This window comes from Xanthomonas prunicola (assembly GCF_025266575.1).
Classification (GTDB): domain Bacteria; phylum Pseudomonadota; class Gammaproteobacteria; order Xanthomonadales; family Xanthomonadaceae; genus Xanthomonas; species Xanthomonas prunicola.
Window position 1 is genome coordinate 3,856,293 of record NZ_CP096142.1, and the last position, 22,914, is coordinate 3,879,206.

22 protein-coding genes, 1 tRNA gene and 2 pseudogenes are annotated in these 22,914 nt (G+C 61.1%); 11 read left to right on the plus strand and 14 right to left on the minus strand.

Features of this window, described 5'->3' with window-relative positions; translation table 11 throughout:
* Positions 1–42 precede the first annotated feature (42 nt).
* Positions 43–318, minus strand: a complete 276-nt coding sequence (locus M0D43_RS16525) for a hypothetical protein (RefSeq protein WP_101361907.1) — start codon at positions 316–318, stop codon at positions 43–45.
* Positions 319–574: 256 nt separating this feature from the next.
* Between M0D43_RS16525 and M0D43_RS16530 the strand changes: the two genes are divergently transcribed.
* The gene (locus M0D43_RS16530) at positions 575–916 is read left to right on the plus strand and encodes a Rieske (2Fe-2S) protein (RefSeq protein WP_252162259.1); all 342 of its coding nucleotides are present in this window, start codon (positions 575–577) and stop codon (positions 914–916) included.
* 69 nt (positions 917–985) lie between these two features.
* On the opposite strand, the gene M0D43_RS16535 is transcribed toward M0D43_RS16530, so the two are convergent.
* From M0D43_RS16535 to thiS, 4 genes are all read right to left on the minus strand, one after another.
* Entirely contained in the window at positions 986–2,848 is a 1,863-nt protein-coding gene (locus tag M0D43_RS16535) for an SLC13 family permease (RefSeq protein ID WP_101361905.1), read from the minus strand.
* 75 nt (positions 2,849–2,923) lie between these two features.
* Positions 2,924–3,682 (minus strand): tRNA (guanosine(46)-N7)-methyltransferase TrmB, encoded by a 759-nt coding sequence (gene trmB / locus M0D43_RS16540; RefSeq protein WP_260807376.1) that lies wholly within the window; start codon positions 3,680–3,682, stop codon positions 2,924–2,926.
* 237 nt (positions 3,683–3,919) lie between these two features.
* Positions 3,920–4,714, minus strand: coding sequence for a thiazole synthase (locus M0D43_RS16545; protein WP_252162261.1), 795 nt, complete (start codon positions 4,712–4,714; stop codon positions 3,920–3,922).
* 49 nt (positions 4,715–4,763) lie between these two features.
* Complete coding sequence (gene thiS / locus M0D43_RS16550; RefSeq protein WP_101361902.1) at positions 4,764–4,964, minus strand: sulfur carrier protein ThiS; 201 nt, start codon at positions 4,962–4,964, stop codon at positions 4,764–4,766.
* A gap of 188 nt (positions 4,965–5,152) precedes the next feature.
* On the opposite strand from thiS, the gene M0D43_RS16555 reads away from it, so the two are divergent.
* The 6 genes from M0D43_RS16555 (at position 5,153) to M0D43_RS16580 (ending at position 9,612) form a co-directional block, all read left to right on the plus strand.
* Positions 5,153–6,937: an autotransporter outer membrane beta-barrel domain-containing protein gene (locus M0D43_RS16555; protein WP_252165096.1), complete on the plus strand. Its 1,785-nt coding sequence runs from the start codon at positions 5,153–5,155 to the stop codon at positions 6,935–6,937.
* Positions 6,938–7,053: 116 nt separating this feature from the next.
* A tRNA-Gly gene (locus tag M0D43_RS16560) sits at positions 7,054–7,127 on the plus strand.
* Between the two features lie 551 nt (positions 7,128–7,678).
* Positions 7,679–8,365, plus strand: a complete 687-nt coding sequence (locus M0D43_RS16565; protein WP_484637059.1) for a thermonuclease family protein — start codon at positions 7,679–7,681, stop codon at positions 8,363–8,365.
* 111 nt (positions 8,366–8,476) lie between these two features.
* Positions 8,477–8,869, plus strand: coding sequence for a hypothetical protein (locus M0D43_RS16570; protein ID WP_252162262.1), 393 nt, complete (start codon positions 8,477–8,479; stop codon positions 8,867–8,869).
* A gap of 90 nt (positions 8,870–8,959) precedes the next feature.
* Positions 8,960–9,352, plus strand: a complete 393-nt coding sequence (locus tag M0D43_RS16575) for an H-NS histone family protein (protein WP_101361880.1) — start codon at positions 8,960–8,962, stop codon at positions 9,350–9,352.
* A gap of 71 nt (positions 9,353–9,423) precedes the next feature.
* Positions 9,424–9,612, plus strand: a complete 189-nt coding sequence (locus tag M0D43_RS16580; RefSeq protein ID WP_133125613.1) for a hypothetical protein — start codon at positions 9,424–9,426, stop codon at positions 9,610–9,612.
* 234 nt (positions 9,613–9,846) lie between these two features.
* On the opposite strand, the gene glgX is transcribed toward M0D43_RS16580, so the two are convergent.
* Positions 9,847–11,979, minus strand: a complete 2,133-nt coding sequence (gene glgX, locus M0D43_RS16585) for a glycogen debranching protein GlgX (RefSeq protein WP_252162263.1) — start codon at positions 11,977–11,979, stop codon at positions 9,847–9,849.
* 500 nt (positions 11,980–12,479) lie between these two features.
* Between glgX and rimK the strand changes: the two genes are divergently transcribed.
* The 4 genes from rimK to M0D43_RS16605 all read left to right on the plus strand — a co-directional run bounded on the left by rimK (position 12,480) and on the right by M0D43_RS16605 (position 16,054).
* A complete protein-coding gene (gene rimK / locus M0D43_RS16590) occupies positions 12,480–13,367 on the plus strand; it encodes a 30S ribosomal protein S6--L-glutamate ligase (protein WP_484637060.1) in 888 nt (295 codons plus the stop codon).
* Between the two features lie 213 nt (positions 13,368–13,580).
* Positions 13,581–13,970 (plus strand): hypothetical protein, encoded by a 390-nt coding sequence (locus M0D43_RS16595; protein WP_252162265.1) that lies wholly within the window; start codon positions 13,581–13,583, stop codon positions 13,968–13,970.
* 79 nt (positions 13,971–14,049) lie between these two features.
* Positions 14,050–14,727 carry a response regulator transcription factor gene (locus tag M0D43_RS16600; RefSeq protein ID WP_003490678.1) on the plus strand — a complete coding sequence of 226 codons (678 nt, stop codon included), beginning with the start codon at positions 14,050–14,052 and terminating at the stop codon, positions 14,725–14,727.
* Positions 14,720–16,054 carry a sensor histidine kinase gene (locus tag M0D43_RS16605; RefSeq protein ID WP_252162266.1) on the plus strand — a complete coding sequence of 445 codons (1,335 nt, stop codon included), beginning with the start codon at positions 14,720–14,722 and terminating at the stop codon, positions 16,052–16,054. Before M0D43_RS16600 ends, M0D43_RS16605 begins: the two co-directional genes overlap by 8 nt.
* A 105-nt stretch (positions 16,055–16,159) precedes the next feature.
* On the opposite strand, the gene M0D43_RS16610 is transcribed toward M0D43_RS16605, so the two are convergent.
* The 8 genes and pseudogenes from M0D43_RS16610 to M0D43_RS16645 all read right to left on the minus strand — a co-directional run bounded on the left by M0D43_RS16610 (position 16,160) and on the right by M0D43_RS16645 (position 22,909).
* On the minus strand, positions 16,160–16,555 hold the full coding sequence (locus tag M0D43_RS16610) for a SymE family type I addiction module toxin (protein ID WP_252162267.1): 396 nt from the start codon (positions 16,553–16,555) through the stop codon (positions 16,160–16,162).
* Positions 16,556–17,092: 537 nt separating this feature from the next.
* Entirely contained in the window at positions 17,093–17,467 is a 375-nt protein-coding gene (locus M0D43_RS16615) for a hypothetical protein (RefSeq protein ID WP_252162268.1), read from the minus strand.
* Positions 17,460–18,860 (minus strand): annotated as a pseudogene (locus tag M0D43_RS16620) (RHS repeat domain-containing protein); the annotation flags it as partial. The gene M0D43_RS16615 and the pseudogene M0D43_RS16620, both read right to left, overlap by 8 nt.
* Positions 18,861–18,939: 79 nt before the next feature.
* Positions 18,940–19,260 (minus strand): hypothetical protein, encoded by a 321-nt coding sequence (locus tag M0D43_RS16625; RefSeq protein WP_252162269.1) that lies wholly within the window; start codon positions 19,258–19,260, stop codon positions 18,940–18,942.
* A 437-nt stretch (positions 19,261–19,697) separates the two neighbouring features.
* Positions 19,698–20,501 (minus strand): annotated as a pseudogene (locus M0D43_RS16630) (RHS repeat-associated core domain-containing protein); the annotation flags it as partial.
* Between the two features lie 122 nt (positions 20,502–20,623).
* Entirely contained in the window at positions 20,624–21,130 is a 507-nt protein-coding gene (locus M0D43_RS16635) for a tetratricopeptide repeat protein (RefSeq protein WP_252162270.1), read from the minus strand.
* Positions 21,127–22,593, minus strand: coding sequence for an RHS repeat domain-containing protein (locus M0D43_RS16640; protein WP_260808283.1), 1,467 nt, complete (start codon positions 22,591–22,593; stop codon positions 21,127–21,129). Before M0D43_RS16640 ends, M0D43_RS16635 begins: the two co-directional genes overlap by 4 nt.
* A 76-nt stretch (positions 22,594–22,669) precedes the next feature.
* Positions 22,670–22,909 (minus strand): hypothetical protein, encoded by a 240-nt coding sequence (locus tag M0D43_RS16645; RefSeq protein WP_126952919.1) that lies wholly within the window; start codon positions 22,907–22,909, stop codon positions 22,670–22,672.
* Positions 22,910–22,914: the final 5 nt, after the last annotated feature.

The window sequence follows — 22,914 nt, forward strand, 5'->3', positions numbered from 1 at the left end:
GCGCAGACCAGCTTGCGGCGCAGCGATACCGCCAGCGAGGTGTCAGTGCGACAACGGCAACGCGGGCTTGCGTACCACGTGGTACTCGGCGTCGACCACGCGCGTCTGCTGCGACGTCCGGCGGTTCGACTTGCTCAACAACTTCCAGGCGATGCCGCCCAGGATCATTGCCGCGCCAACGAACACGCTGAAGAAGATCAGCACCGCAAGGATGACCAGACCAGCCAAGCCGGCGGCAACGCGCACCAACGGGTGACGCGGCTTGCGCGGCGCAAACAGGTGGTGGAGGTTGCCGAATTGGAAGATGCGAGCGGGCATGGCGGTGGGCTGCCGGGCAGGAAACGAGCGCGCAGTATCGTTGCGGTTTCGTGTCATTGAGTGAAAAGTTCGTTAATTGTTGCTGCGATTTGCCAAAACGATCACATGGAATGGATGGAAGGCGCTCGTGCGGCAATTGTGGCCGGTCGTCTGGGCTGCTGTTGTTGCCTCTCAGCCGGCAGCTGCCGGCCTAGGCCTGCAGTGCTGCCCAGGTGCGCATGCCACAATCCAGGGCCATCGTTGCCCGGTCCCCTGCATGTCCTCGCCATCGCCCACCACGCTTGCCGCGTTGACGCAGATTCCCGATGCAGGGTTTTTGGAAGTCGAAGCGCTATTGGACAGCGGTGCCGAATCGCTGGTGCTGTATCGCCAAGGCACGCAGGTCCGTGCCTGGTTGAACATCTGCCCGCATGCTGGGCGTCGGTTGGACTGGGCGCCGGGGCAGTTCCTCAAGACCAAGGAAGGGCAATTGGTCTGCGCCGCGCACGGCGCGGCATTCGAATTGAGCGGTGGCGAATGCGTCAGCGGCCCGTGCCGCGGTCAATCGCTGTTTGCGGTGCCGGTACGGGTTGAGGACGAACAGGTGCTCATGGGGTAACGCCTGAGCGGAGCTAGGAAAACTGCTGCTCGCTCTGCGTGTTGCGCCGCTCTAGAGCGCAATGCTGCGTCAGCGCGCGGCCCACCAGAACATCAGGTTGATCATCGACACCATCACCACGATGTAGATCAGCGACAACGGCGCGCCCACGCGCCACAGTTCGCGCGGTTGGTAGTTGGCCGGGCCGGCCACCATCGAGATCACCGGGTTGGACGCGGTCATCAGATTGTTGGACGCCGACAGCGCCACGATCAGCGCGAATGCGGTGGGATTGCCGTTTGCTGCCAGCGCCAGGTTGACCGCAATCGGCACCATCACGATGGTGGCGCCGACATGGCTGATCACCAGCGAAAACGCGGTGGTCAGCAGCGCCAGGCTGATTTCCAGCGCCCATACCGGAATGCCTTCGGGCAGGCGGTCGATGGTATGGCCCGCCACCCAGGCCGCAGTGCCGCTGCTGTCCATCGCCCAGCCCAACGGGATCAACCCGGCCATCATGAAGATGGTTTTCCAGTTGATCGATGCGTAGGCCTCGTCCATGCGCAACACGCCGCTGACCAGCATGCAGGCCACACCGGTCATCAGCGTCAGTGCCACCGGCAGACGCGAGGTCAGCGCGATCAGGATGGTGAAGGCGAAGATCGCCATCGCGATCTTAAACTTGTGCGGGCGCTGCTCGCCCTTGGGAAAGTCGGTCACCGGCACGAAATCGCGGCTTTCCGCCGCCTGCGCCAGGTCCTGCCAGATGCTGTGGAAGACCAGCATGTCGCCGGCGCGCAACGGCACGCTGCGCACGTCTTCGCGGATCACCTGCTTGTCGCGGTTGATCGCCAGCAGGCTGATGCCGGCCTGTTTGCGCAGGCGCAATTCGCCGGCGCTCTTGCCGATCAACCGCGAGTTCGGCGGAATCAATGCTTCGGAAATACCGGCCAGGCTGGGGTTGAACAAGTCGCCCAGATTGCGCAGCCGCGAGGACATGCGCAGGAACTGGTTTTGCGCAAAATCGGCCACCTCCTGGCGCGGCCCCATCGCACCGAGCACGCTGCCGACCCAGATGCGCATATCGGCCGGCGGCGCCAGACGGGTGTCGTTGCCGGTCTTGAGCGCAAGCAGTAGCGGCGCATCGTGCAAGGCTTCGGCTTCGCCCAGGGTCATGCCGACCAGCGGGCTCTCGGCGGTCACGGTGAGCTCGAACACATCGCCGTCGATGCCGTAGGTCTTGGCGAAATAGCTTTCGGTACGCGATGGCGTGACGCCTTCGTTGATCAGGCTTTCCTCTTCGATCAGCTTGCGATCGCCGTAGAAGCGGAAGTACAGCAGTGCGGCGATCAGCAAGGCCACGCCGATCGGCAATGGCGCGAACATCGTCAACGGCTCGATGCTGGCCATGCCCGAGGGCAGGTTGTTGTTGGCCGACACCAGCAGGTCGTTGAGCAGGATCAGCGGCGAATTGCCCACCATGGTGAGCGCGCCGCCCATCACGATGGCCGCGGCGATGGGCAACAACATGCGCTGCAGGGTGAGCCCGGTACGCGCCGCCAGCCGTGAGGCCACCGGCAGGTACAACGCCATGACCGATGGGTTCTGCATGAAGGACGAATTCAAACCGGAGATGGCCAGCGTCATCATCATCAGGCGCTGCTCGCTGCCGTGCGAGCGCCGCAGCAACCAGGTCGCCAGGCGATTCAATGCGCCGGTGCGCTCCAGCCCCGCGCCCAGGATGGTGGTGGCGATGATGCTCATCACCGCGTTACCGGAAAAGCCGCCGAACAATTCTTCCGGCGCCACCAGCCCGGTAACGCCCAGCACCACCAGCACGATCAAGGCCACCACATCGGCGCGGATGCGCTCGAACAGGAACATCGCCATCGTGAAACCGACCAGCCCGAGGACGAGCTTCATATCGTTGGTCAGCGTCAGCGCGGTGTCCATGAGTGGCCGGGATTCGTGATTCGGGAGTGGGGATTGGTCAGGCGACTGCGGCGTCGAGTATGCGGGCAATCGCTGTTACGAATCCCCAATTCCCACTCCCGCATCCCGGTCATACACCAGATCCCACACGCCGTGGCCGAGTTTCTGGCCGCGCGTTTCGAAGTGGGTCTGTGGGCGCCAGGCAGGGCGTTCGACATGGCCGCGCGGGCCGGCGCGGTTGATCAGGCCGGGTGTGGCATCGAGCACGTCCCACATCTGTTCGGCGTAATCGGCCCAGTCGGTAGCGGCATGCAGGCGGCCGCCGTCGCGCAGCTTGCGCACCAGCAACTGCGCAAACGCCGGCTGGATCAGGCGGCGCTTGTTGTGCCGCTTCTTGTGCCAGGGATCCGGGAAATAGATGCGCACTTCGTCCAGCGCACCGTCGGCGATCTCGTGTTCGAGTACTTCCACCGCATCGTGGTGGTACAGGCGCACGTGCGTGCTGCCGTCCTCATCCAGCGCGTTGAGCAGACGGCCCACGCCGGGCGCATGCACCTCGATGCCGATGTAATCACGGCGTGGATCCTGCTGCGCGGCAAAACGCAACGCTGCGCCATTGCCGAAGCCGATCTCCAGCACCTTGTGCGCATCACGTCCGAAGGTGGCAGCCAGATCGCGCGGCGTACCAAGGTAATCCAGCCCAAAACGCGGCCACAGCTCATCGAATGCACGTTGCTGCGCCGGCGTGAAGCGGCCCTGGCGCAGCACGAAGCTGCGCACCTGCCGGCGGCCCTCTTCGATGGTGAAGGGCTTAGGCGGCATCTTGGCGCCGTCACTGGTGAAAGGATCAGTCATGAAAGTCCGTCACATCGGATAACAAACATCCCCTCTCACGCCATGGTGAGGAGGCGCAGCTTGCGCGCCATGGGCGCGCGTGCCTTAGGAGCCCCCGAGACGCGGGCCGGGCCGGGGAGAGGAGCGGGGCTTGGGGTGATAGGACGGTCGCCACGCGAGGTTGCAGACCACGTAACGCACAACCCACTGGCCCACGGATGGAAGACAGCGGATCAGCGGCGGCCTGCGCACATCCACTCATCCAATCACACCATCCACCGGGCTGGATGCCGAGGCATAGCGCTTGCGCGGAATCCTCCCGGCCAGAAACGCCTCGCGCCCAGCCTCGATCGCCTTGCGCATCGCGCTGGCCATCAGGATCGGATCGCGCGCACCTGCAATGGCGGTGTTCATCAGCACTCCATCGCAGCCCAGCTCCATCGCGATCGCCGCGTCCGATGCCGTGCCCACGCCAGCGTCGACAATGATCGGCACTTTGGCGTTTTCGATGATTTCCAGCAGGTTGTACTTGTTCTGGATGCCCAACCCCGAGCCGATCGGCGCGGCCAGCGGCATTACCGCCACGCAGCCGATCTCTTCCAGGCGCTTGGCCAGAATCGGATCGTCGGAGGTGTAGACCATCACCTCAAATCCATCGGCGACCAGTTGTTCGGCGGCCTTGAGCGTCTGCACCACATCCGGGTACAGCGTCCTCTCGTCGCCGAGCACTTCCAGCTTGGTGAGGTTGTGGCCGTCCAGCAGTTCGCGCGCCAACCGACAGGTGCGTACCGCGTCTTCAGCGGTGTAGCACCCAGCAGTGTTGGGCAGCAGCGTATAGCGATCCGGCGGCAGCACATCGAGCAGGCTGGGCGCGTGGGGGTCCTGGCCGATGTTCACCCGGCGAATGGCAACGGTCACGATTTCGGCCGCGGCGGCTTCGGTGGCCAGGCGGGTTTCGTGCAGATCCTTGAACTTGCCGGTGCCAGTGAGCAGGCGCGAACGGTAGCGTTTGCCGGCGATAACCAGCGCATCAGAGGGGGCGGGATTTGTCATGCGGCAATTATCACCGATCGGGCGCAGATGCGCCGGCCTGGGCGGCGCATCAACCGCCGCCCAGCGCCTGCACGATTTCCACGACGTCGCCCTCGCGCAACAGGTGTTCTGCATGCCGTCCGCGCGGCACGATTTCGCCATTGACCTCTACCGCGACGCGGCGCTGTGCTAAGCCCTCCTGCTCCAGCAGGGCGGCCAGCAGCAAGTTGTCGGGAAGCGAGCGCGGGGTGCCGTTGAGTTGAATGTTCATGGCATCATTGTTGCATCGCGTGCCGCTCCGGCGCGCGTTTTTGCGTTATGCGGCAGTGCAGCGTGAGCGCGGGCGGCGAGGGTGAAACCATGTGCCATTCGCCAGCGTACGTATGCATGCCGGTCCGGTCCCACCCACTTCAAATAGGCATTCCGATGGCTTCAACACTTCGCCCGATCCGTTCCCTGATGGCCATGGCCATCGCTATCGCGGCCACCCCGGCCATGGCCGAATCGGCCTTCGACCAGACCGTGTTCTTCGGTGACAGCCTCACCGACAGCGGCTACTACAATCCGCTGCTGCCGGCCGCCTCGCGCGCAGTCACCGGCAAGTTCACCACCAACCCGGGTTGGGTGTGGGCCGAATACGTCGGCGACCATTTCGGTACCAATGCCGCGCCCAACGGCAATGGCCAGACCGGCGACAACTACGCTGCCGGCGGCGCGCGCATCCAGGCCAGCTCGGTCAGCGCGCTCGGCGCTGCGCCGTCGGTGACCAGCCAGATCAACACCTACCTCACCGCCAACGGCGGCCGCGCCAACCCCAACGCGCTGTACACCGTGTGGGGCGGCGCCAATGACCTGCTCGCCGCGTCCCTCGCTCCGGCACAGGCGCAGGCCATCATCGGCAGCGCGGTGACCGCCCAGGTCGGTGCCGTGGCCACCCTGCAGAACGCCGGCGCGCGTTACGTCATGGTGCCGACCATTCCGGACGTCGGCCTCACCCCGCGCTTCCGCGCTGGCGGCACTGTGGGAATGGCGCAGGGCACCGCCGCGGCCACCGCCTACAACACCGCCTTGTTCAACGGCCTGCAGTCGGCCGGCCTGCGCGTGATTCCCGTCGACACCTTCCACATGCTGCAGGAAATCGTCGCCAACCCAGGCACCTACGGTTTCAGCAATGTCACCAGCACCGCCTGCAACCCGGCCGTGCCGCTGCCGGCCTGTAATCCGACCAGCCTGGTCGCCGCCAATGCGCAGAACACCTATGTCTTCGCTGACGGTATCCACCCGACCACGGCCGTGCACCAGATCCTGGGCGAGTACGCCATCTCGCTGCTGGAAGCGCCGCGTCTGCAGCAGGTGCTGACCCATTCCGCACAGGCCGTGGGCCGCGCGCGCGCCGACCAGGTGGCCTGGCATCTGGACGGCAAGCCGGACGCCGATGGCATGCGTTGGTGGGGGAGCGTGCGTGGCGACATGCAGCGTTACGACCACGCCGACCTGTACGACGGCATGGCGCCGGCCGGCCTGTTCGGTGTCGATTGGACTGCTGGCGACATGGTGTTCGGTGGCTTTGCCGGTTTCGGTCGCATGGACGCCGACTTCGGCAACCGCAACGGCAGCTTCAAGCAGGACGACACGACGCTGGGCGGCTTCTTCGGTTGGTACACCGGCCCGGTGTGGGTCAACGCGCAGGTCAGCTACAGCTGGTTGAGCTACGACGTCGACCGCGAAGTGCAGCTTGGGCCAGCCACCCGCGTGCATAGCGGCTCGCCGGACGGCAGCAACCTCACTGCCGCGGTCAACGCCGGCTATTCGCTGGGCGAAGGCAACGTCAAGTACGGCCCGGTGGCCGGCCTGACCTGGCAGAAGATCAAGCTCGACGGCTACACCGAGAGCAACGACACCTCCACCGCGCTGGGCTATGCCAACCAGGACGTCGACTCGCTGGTCGGCCGCGTTGGCTTCCAGGTGCGTCTGGACGGCGCCATGGTCAAGCCGTACCTGCAGGCGACCTACGACCACGAGTTCAAGGAGGGCGGCGAAGCCAGCGCCTGGTTGCAGTCGATGCCGGAAGTGGGCATGTACACCGTTCCGGGCCAGAACTTCGATCGCAACTACGCCACCGTGGTGTTGGGTGCGCGTACCGGCCTGTGGGGCTTGCAGAGCAACGTCGGCCTGAGCACCACCACGGCCCAGCGCAGCGCACGTGATGCCACCTTGTTCGTGAACTTCAGCGGCAACTTCTGACGCGCGCGGTAAGCCACAGCTAGCAAGCAAGACACGAGGGCCGGGCAACCGGCCCTCGTCCTCTCTGCGCACATTGCGCCAGACACCCGCACCCGCATAAACTCTGTCGGCGCCATGCGGGCGTAGCTCAATGGTAGAGCTGTAGCTTCCCAAGCTACTGACGTGGGTTCGATTCCCATCGCCCGCTCCATGTCTGGCAAGCGCCAGTGCCAAGCGACTCCCTCAGTAGCTCATTCTTTGTTGCATGCAACCGGCGATCAGGTGATTGGCCGCTCCGCGATTGCGTTTGAAAAAAGTCGTAGCGGATCGGCACCTGTCATCGCGCATTCGCTGTTGGCAGCGCAGTGCGCTGCACATTCTGCGTCTCTGCTCAGCGACCAATGAAGCTGCATGCCGAAGAAGTCTGTGCCCGGCACCAGTCTGGTCATTGCTTCGGCTAAATACCTTCCAGCGAATCGTCGCGCGCCATCCGCAGCTGTAGGAGGCGCACATCTGCATGCACGTCATCCAATGCGTCGCTTGCCTGTTTTTGCGCATGGAGGACGCCTGAAGCATGCGCAAAGGGCGAGGCGAAAAAGATAGGCATCGCGGGTGGATTGGCTTACAGTGCCGGCCCCCGCGCTGGCAGTGGCTGCCGGCGCAGATGTCAGGTTCGATGGAACGCTTGACCAGGCCGACCGGCTGCAGTGGCAACAAGGCAAGACACGCGGAGCGCGGTCTGCTGATTCAGAAAGGAAGTAGCTGTTGAGGTTGTTGAAATGTTGGGTGTTGTCGGTGCTGGTGGTTGTTGCTTTACCTGCCGATGCAACGGAGCTGGTCGGTCGTGCGGCGGTGACCGATGGTGACACCATCACCGTTGCACGACAGCGCATCCGCCTGTGGGGAATCGATGCGCCGGAGAGCGCGCAACAGTGCACCGCACACGATGGCAGCGCCTGGCCGTGCGGCCGCCGCGCTGCAGGGGCATTGGACGGCTATCTGCTGGACAAAACGGTGCGCTGCCAGCCGAAAGATACCGATCGTTATGGCCGCACGGTGGCCGAATGCTTCGTGCAGGGGCAGTCCGTCAATGCCTGGATGGTGCGATCCGGCTGGGCGGTCGCTTATCGTCAATACGCCACGGCATTCAGTGCAGACGAGCGCATCGCGCAGCAGCAGCGGCGCAACATCTGGCAAGGCGCGTTTCAGATGCCGGCAGACTATCGCCGCGACAAGAAGGCACGCGCAGCAACAGCACGCGAAACTGTACCGGCGGCGCCGGGCAATTGCAGGATCAAGGGCAATATTTCCAGCAACGGCAACAAGATCTTCCACGTGCCGGGCCAGCGCGATTACGCGAAGACGCGCGTCTCACCACAGAAGGGCGAGCGCTTCTTTTGCTCGGTGACTGACGCAACTGCTGCTGGATGGAGACCGGCACAACGGTGAGGGCATGGCGGTGTCCCGTGGCTTGCCAGCATCCCAAGGTTCTGAATTTCCTTGCGTAGCGTCAGGGAGATCCCGATTGAGCCGGCTCTAGCGCCGCCGCATAGTGCAGGCATGACCACGCATTCCCAACTTGTCGGCGCGCTGATAAAAGGGATGCGCCGTGCCGAGTCTGCGCGGAAGGCATTGATCGCCTACAGCGCCGGGCTCGCCAAGCAGACGAGTGTCGACGAGGTCACGCCGGACAATGCGAATAAGGTGTTGGATATGTTCGCGCTCGATCCCGAGCAAATCCGCGAACTCGGGCTGATTGGGGTGGAAGAGCTGGGCGAGGCGGTCTACCACGCTTGGTCCATCAATGCCGGCGAGCTGGAGCGGGTGGTGCAGTGGTTTCGCGCGCCGCGAGTGGAGTTCGTCGGCAAGCACTGCAGCGAACTGATCCGCGCCGGGCGGATCGGCCCGGTCTTGACCATGGCCCGTGAGCAAGCGCTGCTGCGCCATCGCTGAGCGCCAGCAGGCCCGCACGGGCCCGGGCGCTTTACGCTGGGCGGCCTAGGGGCAATACTCGCTGACCCGCCCATACCGTATGTTTTGCCAATGCGCCAGGATCCGCCCGCTTCACCCTCCGCCGCCGCTCGGGCCCAACTGCTGGAAGAGCTGCGCAAGCTTGAGCAGGAAGAAGCGCAGCTCAAATACGCCCAGACGCTGGAAGCCTTCGACCAAGTGATCGAGGTGCTTACCCAGTTCGGCAACCGTTTCAATGCCAAACAGAAATCCCAGATTGCCTCGCTGGCGATGACCGGCAAGACCAAAGGGCCGTTGTCCTCCACTGGCGAAGTCGTTGCCAAATACTGGATTCCGCATTCCGGCGAGACCTGGTCTGGTCGTGGCCGTACGCCGAAGGCGTTTAAGGCCTGGGAAGGCACCAGCTCTTACAAAGAATGGAAAGCCAATCATCCGGACAAGCGCTTTCCGCTGTATCCGGGTTGATCGTTCGATCAGTTTTTTGAAGGCACCGTAATCGGGCAATGCGTTGCTTTGCGCCTTCGATGCATTGGCGAATGGTTGACGCACCAGTGCCTGAATGGGCTTTTGTGCATCGAAAGGCATTGGCGAGTGGTTCTGGCCTGCCGGTCAGCCGGGTTTTTAGCGCTTTATCGGGAATCGATGTCGCATTCAATGCCGAATTTTCAAGCAATGCTGACGATCTGTGCCGTGATGAACAAGGCATTGGTCGTGTTTCTGAGTGAATCTTCGGAGCATGGATGCCTGCAACTTTCACTGCCCTATCCGGGCAGTCAGCGATAACTTGTCCAATGTAAAAGTGGCGCCACCCCTTCACGAGGGTGTTGCCACCGGCATCATCGTGAAACGCACGCAAGACAGGTCTGTCATTTCGACGGCCAAAACGAAAACGCTCGCTGCCCACCGAATACCGGCAGGCAGCAAGCGTCGTTCATCGTTTGCGTGTTGCGTAGAGAACCCTATTGATCGCTCTTGCACTCGAAGACCGACACGCTGCGTGGCGGTGCCAGGAATTGGCTGGCACCGGCCGGCATCATGTCCACTTCCAGCGCTTCATCTGTCGAAAGCACCAGCTTCCAGTGCAGCGGCTCATCCGAGGAGGGCAGGGTAAAGGTCACGCCTTCGTGATACGCATTGATGACGATCAGCAACGTGTCGTCGTTGGCCAGTTCCTTGACGCCGGAGGTCTGCGCCTTGCCTTCGAGCACTAAGCCAACCGAGCGCGCGCCGGCATCGGTCCAATGCGCATCCTCCATCTCGGTGCCGCCGGGATTGAGCCAGGTGAGATCGCGCAGGCCCGCTTCTTCGTTGTATTGCCCATTGAGGAAGCGGCCACGCGACAGAATCGGGTAGCGCTTGCGCAGCGCGGTCAATGCCTTGACGAATTGGGTGAGCCGGCCGTCGGTCGGGTCGTTTTCCCAATCCAGCCAGGTGATTTCGTTGTCCTGGCAATAGGTGTTGTTGTTGCCGCCCTGGGACTGTGCACGCTCGTCGCCGCTGAGCATCATCGGCGTGCCTTGCGACAGCAGTAGCGTTGCAAGCAGATTCTTCATTTGCCGCTCGCGAATCTGCAGGATGTCGGCATTGTCGGTGTCGCCTTCTTCGCCGTAATTGCAGGACCCATCGTTCGAAGAGCCGTCGCGGTTGTCTTCGCCGTTGTCGCTATTGTGCTTTTCGTTGTAGCTCACCAGATCGCGCAGAGTGAACCCGTCATGCGCGGTGATGAAGTTGACCGAGGCCCAAGGGCGGCGGCCGCGGCGATCGAACAGATCGGCCGAGCCGGTGAAACGGGTCGCGAACTCGGCCAGCTTGCCATCCTCGCCCTTCCAGAACTCGCGCGCGTTGTCGCGGAACTTGTCGTTCCACTCCGACCAGCCCGGCGGGAAATGACCCACCTGGTAGCCGCCCGGGCCGCAATCCCAGGGTTCGGCGATGAGTTTGACTTCCGACAGCAGAGGGTCCTGATTGCAGGCGTCCAGAAAACCGCCGCGCTGGTCGAAACCGCTCGGCTCGCGCCCCAGGATGGTGGCCAGGTCGAAGCGGAAACCGTCCACGTGCATTTCGCCGGCCCAATAGCGCAGCGAATCGTTGACGAACTGGATCACCCGCGAGTTGCTCAGATTGAGCGTGTTGCCCGTGCCGGTGTCGTTGATGTAGTAGCGCTTGTCTTCGGCAAGCCGGTAATAACTGGCATTGTCGATGCCCTTGAACGACAGGGTTGGCCCCAACTCGCTGCCTTCGGCGGTATGGTTGTAGACCACGTCCAGAATCACTTCCAGACCCTGCTTGTGCATGGCCTTGACCATGTCGCGGAACTCGTCGCGGTGGCCGCTGGAGAGGTAACGCGACTTCAGCGCAAAAAAGCCGATGCTGTTGTAGCCCCAGTAATTGCGCAGCCCCTTGTCCAGCAGATGCTGGTCATCCAGATACGCGTGTACCGGCAAGAGCTCGACGGCAGTGATGCCCAGCGCCTTGATGTACTGCAGTACCTGCGGTTGGGCAAGACCTGCGAAGGTGCCGCGCACGGCGTCGGGCACCTGCGGGTGACGCATCGTGTAGCCGCGCACATGGGTTTCGTAGATGACCGTTTCGTTCCACGGCTTGAGCAGGCGCGCATCGTCGCCCCAATCGTAGGTGTCTTCGACCACGACGCACTTGGGCATGAATGGCGCGCTATCGCGCTCGTCGAAGCTCAGGTCACCATCCGGATGGCCGACGGTGTAGCCATAGAGCTCATCTGCCCAGATCAGATCGCCTTCGAGCTCGCGTGCATACGGATCCAGCAGCAGCTTGTTGTGATTGAAGCGGTGACCTTCGGTTGGCGCATAGGGGCCATGCACACGGTAACCATAGCGCTGCCCCGGCTTGGCATCGGGCAAATAGCCGTGCCAGATCTCGTTGGTGTATTCGGGAAGGTCGACGCGCGTTTCGTTGCCCTGTTCGTCGAACAGGCACAGCTCTACACGGGTGGCATGCGCGGAAAACAACGCGAAGTTGGTGCCCTTGCCGTCGAAGACGGCGCCGCGAGGGAACGGCCGCCCCTGACGGATACGGGAGGGGTTGGCATAAGCCGCGCTTGCTGGACGTCGCATGGAGAGTCTCGGATGCGCCGGCATGCCGGCATTGAGGGGTCTCAAGCATCGCGTTTCCAGCTGTGCAAAACGCGTTACGGCAACAGGGGTGTGGCGTGAGGGCGGGCCGGCGGGATGGCGCGATTGACGCACTGCCACGCTGGCCTGCCGGCAAATGCCGACGCGCCGCGTAGCGGCCAAGCGCAGGTCCCGTGTCGCCGGTATCCGATGCAGTGCGATCGCGGGCGTGCGCATGTCGCGCTTTACGCACATGCGCGCATGTGCAGCTTGAGCCTCGCGCAGGCGCCCTGCTAGCATCGCTCCGGCCGAGTTCGTGCAGCGACTGCGTGTCTCGGCTTGTCGCGGTACCGTCGTTCTTCCGTTCTCGGGATCCGTTGCGGTCGGCCGATGCGGTGTGCAAGGCGAGGCTGCCGTGCACACGTAATGGGGCACTGCGCGGACTTGGGTCACTTCGTCATCAGACTCTGCCCATGTCCAAGCCGCGCCGTGTGCCCGCCGCGATGAAAATCGCCATCCTTTCCCGCAACAGCAAACTGTATTCGACCCGACGGCTCATCGAAGCCGGACGCAAGCGTGGTCACACTGTGCGCATTCTCGACCCGTTGCGTTGCTACATGCGCATCGCCGCCGACGGCTTCAGCCTGCACTACAAGGGCAAGCCGATCACCGGCTTCGACGCGGTGATTCCGCGTATCGGTGCCTCGGTCACCCGCTACGGCACCGCCGTGTTGCGCCAGCTCGAATTCATGGGCACCTACACGCCTAACCCGTCGGACGCCATCCTGCGCGCGCGCGACAAATTGCGCGCGCATCAGTTGCTGGCCGCGCAGGGCATCGACATGCCGGTCACCGTGTTCGGCGATAACCCCGACGACACCCAGGACCTGCTTTCCATGCTCGGCCCGCCGCCGCATGTGGTGAAGTTGAACGAAGGTGCGCAAGGCGCCGGGGTGATCCTGACCGAAAAGGCCAGCGCCTCACGCGGGGTGGTCGAAGCGCTGCGCGGGTTGTACGCCAATTTCATCGTGCAGGAATTCATCGGCGAAGCCGAGGGCGCCGACCTGCGCTGCTTCGTGGTCGGCGACCGCGTGGTCGCGGCGATGCGCCGTCAGGCGGCCGAAGGCGATTTCCGTTCCAATCTGCATCTGGGCGGCACAGCGGTCGTGGCCGAGGCCACCGAACTGGAGCGAGAGGTGGCGGTGCGCTCGGCACGCGCACTGGGCTTGGCGGTGGCGGGGGTGGACCTGATCCGTTCCAAACGCGGCCCGCTGGTGTTGGAGGTCAACTCCACCCCCGGCCTGGAAGGCGTGGAGGGCGTGTGCGGCGTGGACGTGGCCGGTGCAATCGTCCAGCACCTGGAGCAGTCCGTCCGCCGATCGGCTGACTAAACAGTTTTACCAAAAAATTAACGAAAATCTAATTGTCGCCTCGCTAGCCTCTCCCGACCGTAGCTCCGCTCTCGGCAGTGACGGTGATCGGGATGAACTTTTGGCCCAAGTGCGGTGTCGCACTTGGGCCTTTTTATGGACGGCTTGCTGCTGTTGAGGTTCGCGTCTACATTCGCCAATGTTAAATCGGTCGGGCACACAAGGAGGCGTCGCATGGCAAGGCGGTGGAGTGTGGCGGGGCTGCTGCTCGCGACGGGCCTAGCGAGTGGTCACGCCATGGCGGACATGCTGGTGATGGACAATCCGTTCAAGTCACAGGCAACGCAGGTCCGTACCGATCTTGCGCAGGGCGAGAAGGACTCCGAGATCAGTCAGGATGAGCGCGTTAAGCTGAGTGTGGCGCGTGATCGAAGCGAAGCAGCATGCCAGACGCGGTCAGATATTCACGCACTGCCGCCAGAGCAACTGGCAGCCGTCCGCAACGATCAGGAGCTTGTCACCCGAATTTTGACCAAGGCACGCGAAGATCGCCGGCGTATGTGCTGGCGCAAGCGTGCACTCGGTTTGCAGATGACGACGAAGCAGGACATGACGGCTGCCTAGCGGCGCCATCAGACCATTGTGAGTCGAAACGAAATTTCTCGGCGCCAGCGCTAAAAACAGCTTAACCAATGAGGTTCCAGTGCGAATTCTAGTAATTGAAGACAACAGCGATATCGCCGCCAATCTGGGCGACTATCTTGAAGACCGTGGCCACACGGTGGATTTCGCCGCCGATGGCGTCACCGGCCTGCATTTGGCGGTGGTCCACGAGTTCGACGCCATCGTGCTCGATCTCAACCTGCCCGGCATGGACGGCATCGAGGTCTGCCGCAAGCTGCGCAACGAAGCGCGCAAGCAGACGCCGGTGCTGATGCTGACCGCGCGCGACTCGCTGGACAACAAGCTGGCCGGCTTCGACTCCGGTGCCGACGACTACCTGATCAAGCCGTTCGCGCTGCAGGAAGTGGAAGTGCGCCTCAACGCACTGTCGCGTCGTGGCAAGGGCGTGCATACCCGCGTGCTGGAAACCGGCGATCTGGAATACAACCTGGATACGCTGGAAGTGCGCCGTCGCGGCAAGCTGCTGCAGCTCAACCCGACCGCACTGAAGATCCTGCAGGCACTGATGGAAGCCTCGCCAGCGGTGGTGACGCGCCAGGAACTGGAAACCCGCGTGTGGGGCGAAGAGCTGCCCGACTCCGATTCGTTGCGCGTGCATATCCACGGCCTGCGCGCAGTGGTCGACAAGCCGTTCGATGTGCCGATGATCCAGACCCGTCACGGCATCGGCTATCGCATCGCCTCGCCCGATGCCTGACAGCACTAGCGATGCGCGGCCGGTGCGCACGCGCGGTCGCTATCGGCGGCGCCTGCGCAGTCGCATCATCTTGTCGTTCGTGTTGTTGGGTTTCTGCCTGACGACCTTGTTCGCCTTCGCCACCAACTGGGCGCGCTCACGCGTGGAAAACCAGTTGGTCGAAGATGTGATGAACCGCAACATCGACGCCTTCGCGCAGCGTTTCTACTCCGACCCGATGCGCAACCCCGATCTGCCGTTACAGCAGATGCGCGGGCGCGTGGTCAAAAGCGACAAGTTCGAGGCGCTGCGCCGCGAACAACCGGAGTGGTATCAGCTGCCAGACGGCATCCACACCATCACCGGCGTAGATGAGAGCGGCAATACGTATTCCTACAAACTGGCGGTGCGCAAGACACCCAGCGAATGGTTCTTTCTCGCCTATGACATGACCCAGGCGCTGAAGGGCGAAATCCAGCTCAAGCGCACCCTCATCTTGTCGGTGCTGGTGTTCAGCGGGTTTTCGCTGCTGATCGGCTGGTGGTCGGCATCCAAGGTGATGCGCCCCGTCTCCGATCTGGCCGCACGCCTGCGCGCGTATCGCGGCGGCACCAGTCAACCCAAGCCGCTGGCCGCACATTTCCCGGACGACGAAGTTGGCCAGCTCGCCGAAGCGCTGGACGACTACTCGGCGCGTCTGACCGAAGTGGTACAGCGCGACCGCGAATTCAACGCCGACGTCAGCCATGAACTGCGCACGCCGCTGGCGGTCATTCGCGGCGCCACCGAGTTGCTGCTCACCAAACCCAACCTGGACGAAAAAGTCCTGCAGCGGCTGCAACGCATCCAGCGCGCCGAACAGCAGTGCAGCGATTTGATCGGCTCGTTGCTGCTGCTCTCGCGTAACGAGCGCGGGCAGGGCAGCAGCAATGTGGCCAAGGTGGCCGAGCAACTCATCGACTCGCACCGCGCCCAGCTCGGTGGCAAACCGCTGGAACTGCTGTTGGAAGGCGAGCGCGACCTGGTCATCGACGCGCCCGAATCCGCCTTGTCGGTGGCGCTGGGCAACCTGATCGGCAATGCGGTCAAGTACACCCAGGACGGCCAGGTGCGCGTACGCGTGCGCGGCGACTGCGTGGAAGTCATCGACTCCGGCCCCGGCCTGAGCGAAGAGGACGCGGCCAAACTGTTCCAGCGCGGTTACCGCGGCACCCACGCCGGCCACTCGCAAGGCGGCGGCATCGGCCTGTCGATCGTCAGCCGGCTATGCGACCTATACGGCTGGCGCGTTAGCGTGCGCCCAGGCCAGCAGCGCGGCGTCATCGCAACACTGGCGTTCCATCGCTGACCACCACCCGCACTCCCGTAGGAGCGCACCCGGGCGCGAGGGCTTTACACGTATCGTCCTCCCCACGGCAGTGCCTCCAAACAATAACCGCACCCAAAACGCCTTTCAACGCTCTACCACCGTCACCACCAACTCGCCCGCACGCGCAGTGATCTGCAGCTTGCACCCAACCGCAAACCCCAACTGCTCCAGCCACAGCCCGCGCAAGCGCACGCTCGGGATGCGCTGGGTGTGCGGCCGGCCGGGTTCGGCCTCGTAGAACGCATAACCCACCGTGCAGCGCATGGGTGTGCGCGCCTTGCGCGGTGGCCGCGGCGGCAGATCGTCCGCGCGAGGCCTGTGGCGACGGTCAAAGGCGTGGTTGTCCACATCGAATGTGGGTGACGGCAACAGCCGCATGGGCTGCGTGTCCTTTATCGGCGTGGCTGCCCGCTTGGTGGTAGAGCCGGGCTTGGCATTTAATTTGGACCGCTTGGCGGTTGGAGACTGCGTCCGGCTCATCGTCTCACCTCCGCCAGCACCACGGAGCGACGACACTCACCAATCTGCAATACCGATGCATCTGTCATGACAACGCTTCCTGCCAAGAAAAGGCACCGTCGCCGGCCGGCGACGGGATGTCGGGAGGTTAGAAACCGTGCATAGTCGGCGGGCGTATTTCTCCCGAAGGAGTGTTGTATTGGTCGTCCTCCCTACGCAGGCATCGCGTCGGTTTGCGCCTGCGAACAGGCACAAAAAACCCACCAGTTAGATGGAGGTGGGTGCCGCTATAAGAGGAGTTTCTACGCTCCTTGAGGCAGGGATTGCTACTGGTTGCTTGGGATGTCAACTGCTCAAAATGAGTGTAGTAGGATCAGATGAAAAGTAAGCTTTGTCGTACCAGCGGTCAGGGCAAATATCGTGATCGTGCGATCCGTTGCGATGTTTATCCGCAAAAGAGCTTCTGAAGGTTCTCAAGTTCAGCTCACTGCGCGCAACCGCGAACAGTGTGGCCGGATATGGATATGGATTTTTCTGTTCTCCGTACTATCCTTTATTTCATTTTGACTGGGCATTGCAGCTGCTGAAATCAGTTTTAGGTCTTTCGCTCCAGTTGTGGCCAGTTATAGTACTAAAGCAGAGGTGGTAGCAACCTCCGCCTGCCTTATGTCCATCCGGACTGGATTGGCAGGTGATCAGACAATCGGCAGAAGGGGTGCACTCTTTCTTGAGTAAGTTAATTTCACACTTCTCAATTTTGGAGAGTTGTCTTCTGGCAATGGCCTGGCAATTATGGAATTTTCCAAGATCGCCATAATCGCCGCCCACGCTAATCTGCGTGGGCGGTTCGATGTCACCTTGCCCACACGCCGTTGTTAGCATGGATATGCTGCCCGTAAAAAAGATAAGTAGGTATTTGAAAATATTATTCAAAGGCAGATCCGCAGCCAAAGCATTTTTGCTGCAAGTATCTAGCGACGCCCTCGTAGTTTTGCTGAAGGCTAAGCGAAAGTGGGCTGCCAAGTACCAAGTGCACAGCTTCATGGGCGATGACCGAGGCCATTGAGCAGCATCCTGCTCCTGAGAAGATGGCATTGCCGATGCCGATAGCATTTGGGTCCAAATTGGGATTTGCATAACCGCAGGTTCCGACAGAGTTGTCACGATAGATGGTGGCGAACATCACTTTGGAGATTACCTCCGCCTTCTGCGACTCGGTTATTTTGTAAGGGTTGCCCGGGTCGCAATCTTCTACATTGCACCTTTGCAGCTTTGCAATCGCCTCGGCCCGGGCAAGCTCCTTGTGATTTTCGAATCTATAGCCAGGTCCTGGGGTTCCCAGCAAGCCGTTCCGATCCAGAGAATTGATCGGATTGGCCGCCACGTAGCTATATGTGCTTGTCCCGCCTTTCAATCCAATGAGATCACTCTGCCCATACCTGCCCGTAGCCGCTTCATAGTCCCGGAAGTAGTTCTGATTCAACCCACTCGCCGCATCGAACCGCTGCCCCGGGAACCGCATATCCAACACCAGCGGCGCACCATCGCCATCCGGATCCTGATTCGGCGCGGTGTTGCCGAAGGCTTCGCCCTTCAAGCTCCACGTCCACACCGCCACATCGCGGTTGGGGTCGATCACTACGCGTGGGCTGCCCAGGTGATCGGGTTCGATGTAGTGCAGCGAGTTGGCGTTGGCCAGCAGGCCGACCGGCAGGTCGTCCAGCCAGATCGCTTGCTGCTTGGGCGCGCCGTTGCTGTCGTAGTCGCCCAGCCAGTGGCCGGCTTCATCGTAGAGCGTGTAGGTGTTGGTGGTGCCGAGGAAGCGGCGCACCTGCTCGCCACGGCCGTTGTAGCGGTAGTTCATGGTCACCGCGCCGGTGCGGCGGGCCTGGGTCATACGGCCGGTGGTGTCGTAGGTGTACTGGCGCGCGGTGCCGCCGATGGCGGTGGTGTTGCCGGCGGCATCGTAACTGCGGGCCACGCCGGCCACGGCACTGAGACGATGGCTGTCGGCCGGGTAGGCGTAGGCCTGCGTGGCCGTGCCGACCTTGGCGCTGAGGCGGTTGCCGGTGGCATCGTAGCTGTAGCCATCGATCAGGGTGCCGGTGCCGCCGTCCTTGAGGCCGGTCAGGCGGCCGAGAGTGTCGTAGCCCAGTCCGATCTCCGGCGTCCTATTGCCGGCGGGCGTCAGCGCGGTGAGGTTGCCAACCGGGTCGAAGCCGAAGCCCACCTCCAGCCCGCCCGGGCGGGTGTCCTGGATGGCCTGCGGGCGGTAGTCCAGATCGTAACGACGGGCGAGGGTGCGGCCATTGCCGTAGGTTAGCTGGATGACCGGCCGAACGGGGAGCAACTGGCGTTGTCCCAGCTGAGCGTTGCCAGTCTGCAGCTTGCTTACTAAATTTCCCCTAATACAGGTTTGCATTAAATTTAAAGCTGGTACTTAAATAATTTATTATTAAATCTGCCTGAATATCATCTGTAATGATCATGTCATCCAGCATTATGCTCAAGTAATCTTCGTTCTTATTCGGGGTTATTATTCTTTCAGTTACTTTCAGGATTCCACCATTTTCATGGCCTTTAGGTATGTTAATCCCTTCTCCTGAGAACATTAAATTAATTGTATCGCCAAGCTCAGGGGCCAATGGAAATTCTAAGGTTCCCTCCATATGGCCTATTGAAATTCCGTTACTTGTCTGGAGAGAAAAGTCAACTCTAACTTTCACCTTGGCATCCTCGGCATAGATAAATTTGCAAATATTGTTATTTCTGCACTCATATCGCAGCCAAGCTTCTGACCCAAAGAAATCATTGCTGCAATATTGTCGAGCCTTCCTTGCAGGCCGGCCGCATGTGTGTCCCATTTAGACGTTCCAAACATCCCTCCCTTGTCCCTGAGCATATCATTCATCTTTATGAGCGCATCTGCTAGTGCTTGCTGTGTTGCTCTTTTTAATTCCTTACAGGGATCTTCTTCATTGACGCACGTTCTGTCGTAGTGCCGCTCTTCTAGGCGAGTCATATCTCTTCTAGGGACTGCACCAGCTGAATTTCTGAGGAGTTGGCTTAAGTAAATGGCACCGACAGTTCCATAGTCGATCACAAGCTCAGCTACTGAATTACTTTCGCCTTGACATGATGTATTCGAGCATGTAACAGATTTCCCATAGATATCTGTGTATAAAAATGAACTATTTAACGCGTATGCGTAGGTGTTAATTCCCCCATTGAGACCAATCGGATCACTCTGTCCATACCGCCCAGTAGCTGCGTCGTAGTCCCGGAAGTAGTTTTGATTAAATCCACTCGCCGCATCAAACCGCTGCCCCGGAAACCGCATATCCAACACCAGCGCCGCGCCATCCCCATCGGGATCCTGATCAGGCGCGGTGTTGCCGAAGGCTTCGCCTTTCAAGCTCCATGTCCACACTGCCACATCGCGGGTGGGGTCGATCACCACGCGTGGGCTGCCCAGGTGGTCGGGTTCGATGTAGTGCAGCGTGTTGGCGTTGGCCAGCAGGCCGACCGGTAGATCGTCCAGCCAGATCGCCTGCTGCTTGGGCGCGCCGTTGTTGTCGTAGTCGCCCAGCCAGTGGCCGGCTTCATCGTAGAGCGTGTAGGTGTTGGTGGTGCCGAGGAAGCGGCGCACCTGTTCGCCACGGCCGTTGTAGCGGTAGTTCATGGTCACCGCACCGGCGCGGCGGGCCTGGGTCATGCGGCCGGTGGTGTCGTAGGTGTACTGGCGCGCGGTGCCGCCGACGGCGGTGGTGTTGCCGGCGGCATCGTAACTGCGGGCGACGCCGGCCACGGCACTGAGACGATGGCTGTCGGTCGGGTAGGTGTAGGCCTGCGTGGCCGTGCCGACCTTGGCGCTGAGGCGGTTGCCGGTAGCGTCGTAGCTGTAGCCGTCGATCAGCGTGCCGGTGCTGCCGTCCTTGAGGCCGGTGAGGCGGCCGAGGGTGTCGTAGCTTGGCTTGATTTTAAGAATGGTATAGATCCGGCCGAAGTCCAAAGTCATATTTTGCCTGCTTGGTAGGTGGGTCGGATGTTTGGTGACGGAAAATGGTCTAATGAAATTAAATTGATTGGCTACGTTAGGATTTCCATTAGCTGCTCTTTTGTCATCATTCCGCTAGGTAGGTAGGAAGAGTAATTGTCAGGTATTAATAAACACTCTCTTGATGCTTCATCGTATCTCTTTAGTTTAAGTAGGGTTGCTACTAGATGCATGCGAGATGAGTTTGTGTAGTAATCAAAATTCTCTTTATTTCCAAGGCTTATTGCTTCCGAAAAAGCCGTTGCTGCTTCAGGGAATCGGCCTGAGCGCCATAAGCCAATGCCCAACTCATAGTGATCGCCCGGTTCCTCTGAGCCAAGATTGGCAAGAGATTCGCGATCAGCAAGTTCCAGTTCTTTTTCGCGCATTTCGGAATATATGTCAGCCCGGGCACGCAATCCTGCTAAGTTGGTTGCTGGCTCATTCAAAAGTTTTTGGCAAACTTCAAGCGCGGACTGAAAATTACCAATACTCTTGAATTTTTCCGCAGTTTGCAGAAGTTCCTCAAGATCACCCTCGGTTTCTGGAATTTTTTTCATCTCTGCACCTTGTTTCCACCGCATTGTTGACTAACTAGACCGCGAGCACATTGCTCGATATCAGTGAATCCGCCTGTGACACCGGTCACGCTTCTTTTTTTTCTGCGTCCGGCAGCTTGCTGCATCTGCTCAAAGATTAGCTGACGACACACTCGGCGCGCCTCACGCCATTCTCGCTCACAACGATCATCATCATCGCAAGTATTGATGCTATTACTGATGGCTTGTTCTAACTGACTGATGGCGCTTAAAGGCGACATTTTGTATAGCGACTCAAGTACGCTGTCTCCTGTAATTTCTGGTATCTGGGGTAAATTAATTGAACCGCCTTGAGGTAATTGGGTGCTTGCATCGTTTGGGTTGTTAGGTCCATATGGGTTGTAGACACCCACAGGGCCGGTCATCCCTGGACCCTGTGAAATCATTGTTGCCTGCAAGCCATCAGGATCTATCCACATCAACGGATTGTTGAAGGCATATCTGTATGTGCCGATACCGCCACGCAGGCCAATCGGATCAGATTTCGAATATCGCCCCGTGGATGCCTCGTATTCCCTGTTGCCATTTTGATTCAGTCCACTCGCAGCATCGTGCTGCTGCCCCGGGAAGCGCATATCCAACACCACCGCCACACCATCCCCATCAGGATCCTGATTCGGGGCGGTGTTGCCGAAGGCTTCGCCCTTCAAGCTCCACGTCCACACCGCCACATCGCGGTTGGGGTCGATCACTACGCGTGGGCTGCCCAGGTGATCGGGTTCGATGTAGTGCAGCGAGTTGGCGTTGGCCAGCAGGCCGACCGGCAGGTCGTCCAGCCAGATCGCTTGCTGCTTGGGCGCGCCGTTGCTGTCGTAGTCGCCCAGCCAGTGGCCGGCTTCATCGTAGAGCGTGTAGGTGTTGGTGGTGCCGAGGAAGCGGCGCACCTGCTCGCCACGGCCGTTGTAGAGGTAGTTCATGGTCACCGCGCCGGCGCGGCGGGCCTGGGTCATGCGGCCGGTGGTGTCGTAGGTGTACTGGCGCGCGGTGCCGCCGATGGCGGTGGTGTTGCCGGTGGCATCGTAACTGCGGGCCACGCCGGCCACGGAACTGAGGCGGTGGCTGTCTGTGGGGTAGGTATAGGCCTGCGTGGCTGTGCCGACCTTGGCGCTGAGGCGGTTGCCGGTAGCGTCGTAGCTGTAGCCGTCGATCAGCGTGCCGGTGCTGCCGTCCTTGAGGCCAGTCAGGCGGCCGAGGGCGTCGTAGCCCAGTCCGATCTCCGGCGTCCTATTGCCGGCGGGCGTCAGCGCGGTGAGGTTGCCAACCGGGTCGAAGCCGAAGCCCACGTCCAACCGGCCCGGGCGGGTGTACTGGATCGCCTGCGGGCGGTAGTCCAGATCGTAGCGGCGGGCTAGGGTGCGGTCATTGCCGTAAGTCCAGCCGGCGGCCGGACCGAACGGGTAGTAGCTGGCATTGCCCAGCAGCACCTGCCGGCTGCCGCCTGCCGGGGTCACGCCGACCTCGGTAGTTTGGCCCTGCGCGTTACGCACGCACTGATGAGGGTCATAGGTCCACAATCCTTCCTCTTCGAATGAGTGATAAATTTAGGTTGGATTGCTCATGAATTAAACCAGCATCCTCTGTAAGCACCAATACTCCTTTGCCAAGGTATGACCAGTCACACTCACTGTATCCCCTCGCATAATCTGCTTGGTCGATGATTGCCACTACAGTTCCACGCAGATCAGATCCAAGCGAAACAAAATCACCTAGAAGAATAATCTCGCCGCTTTCATAATTCATGGCAT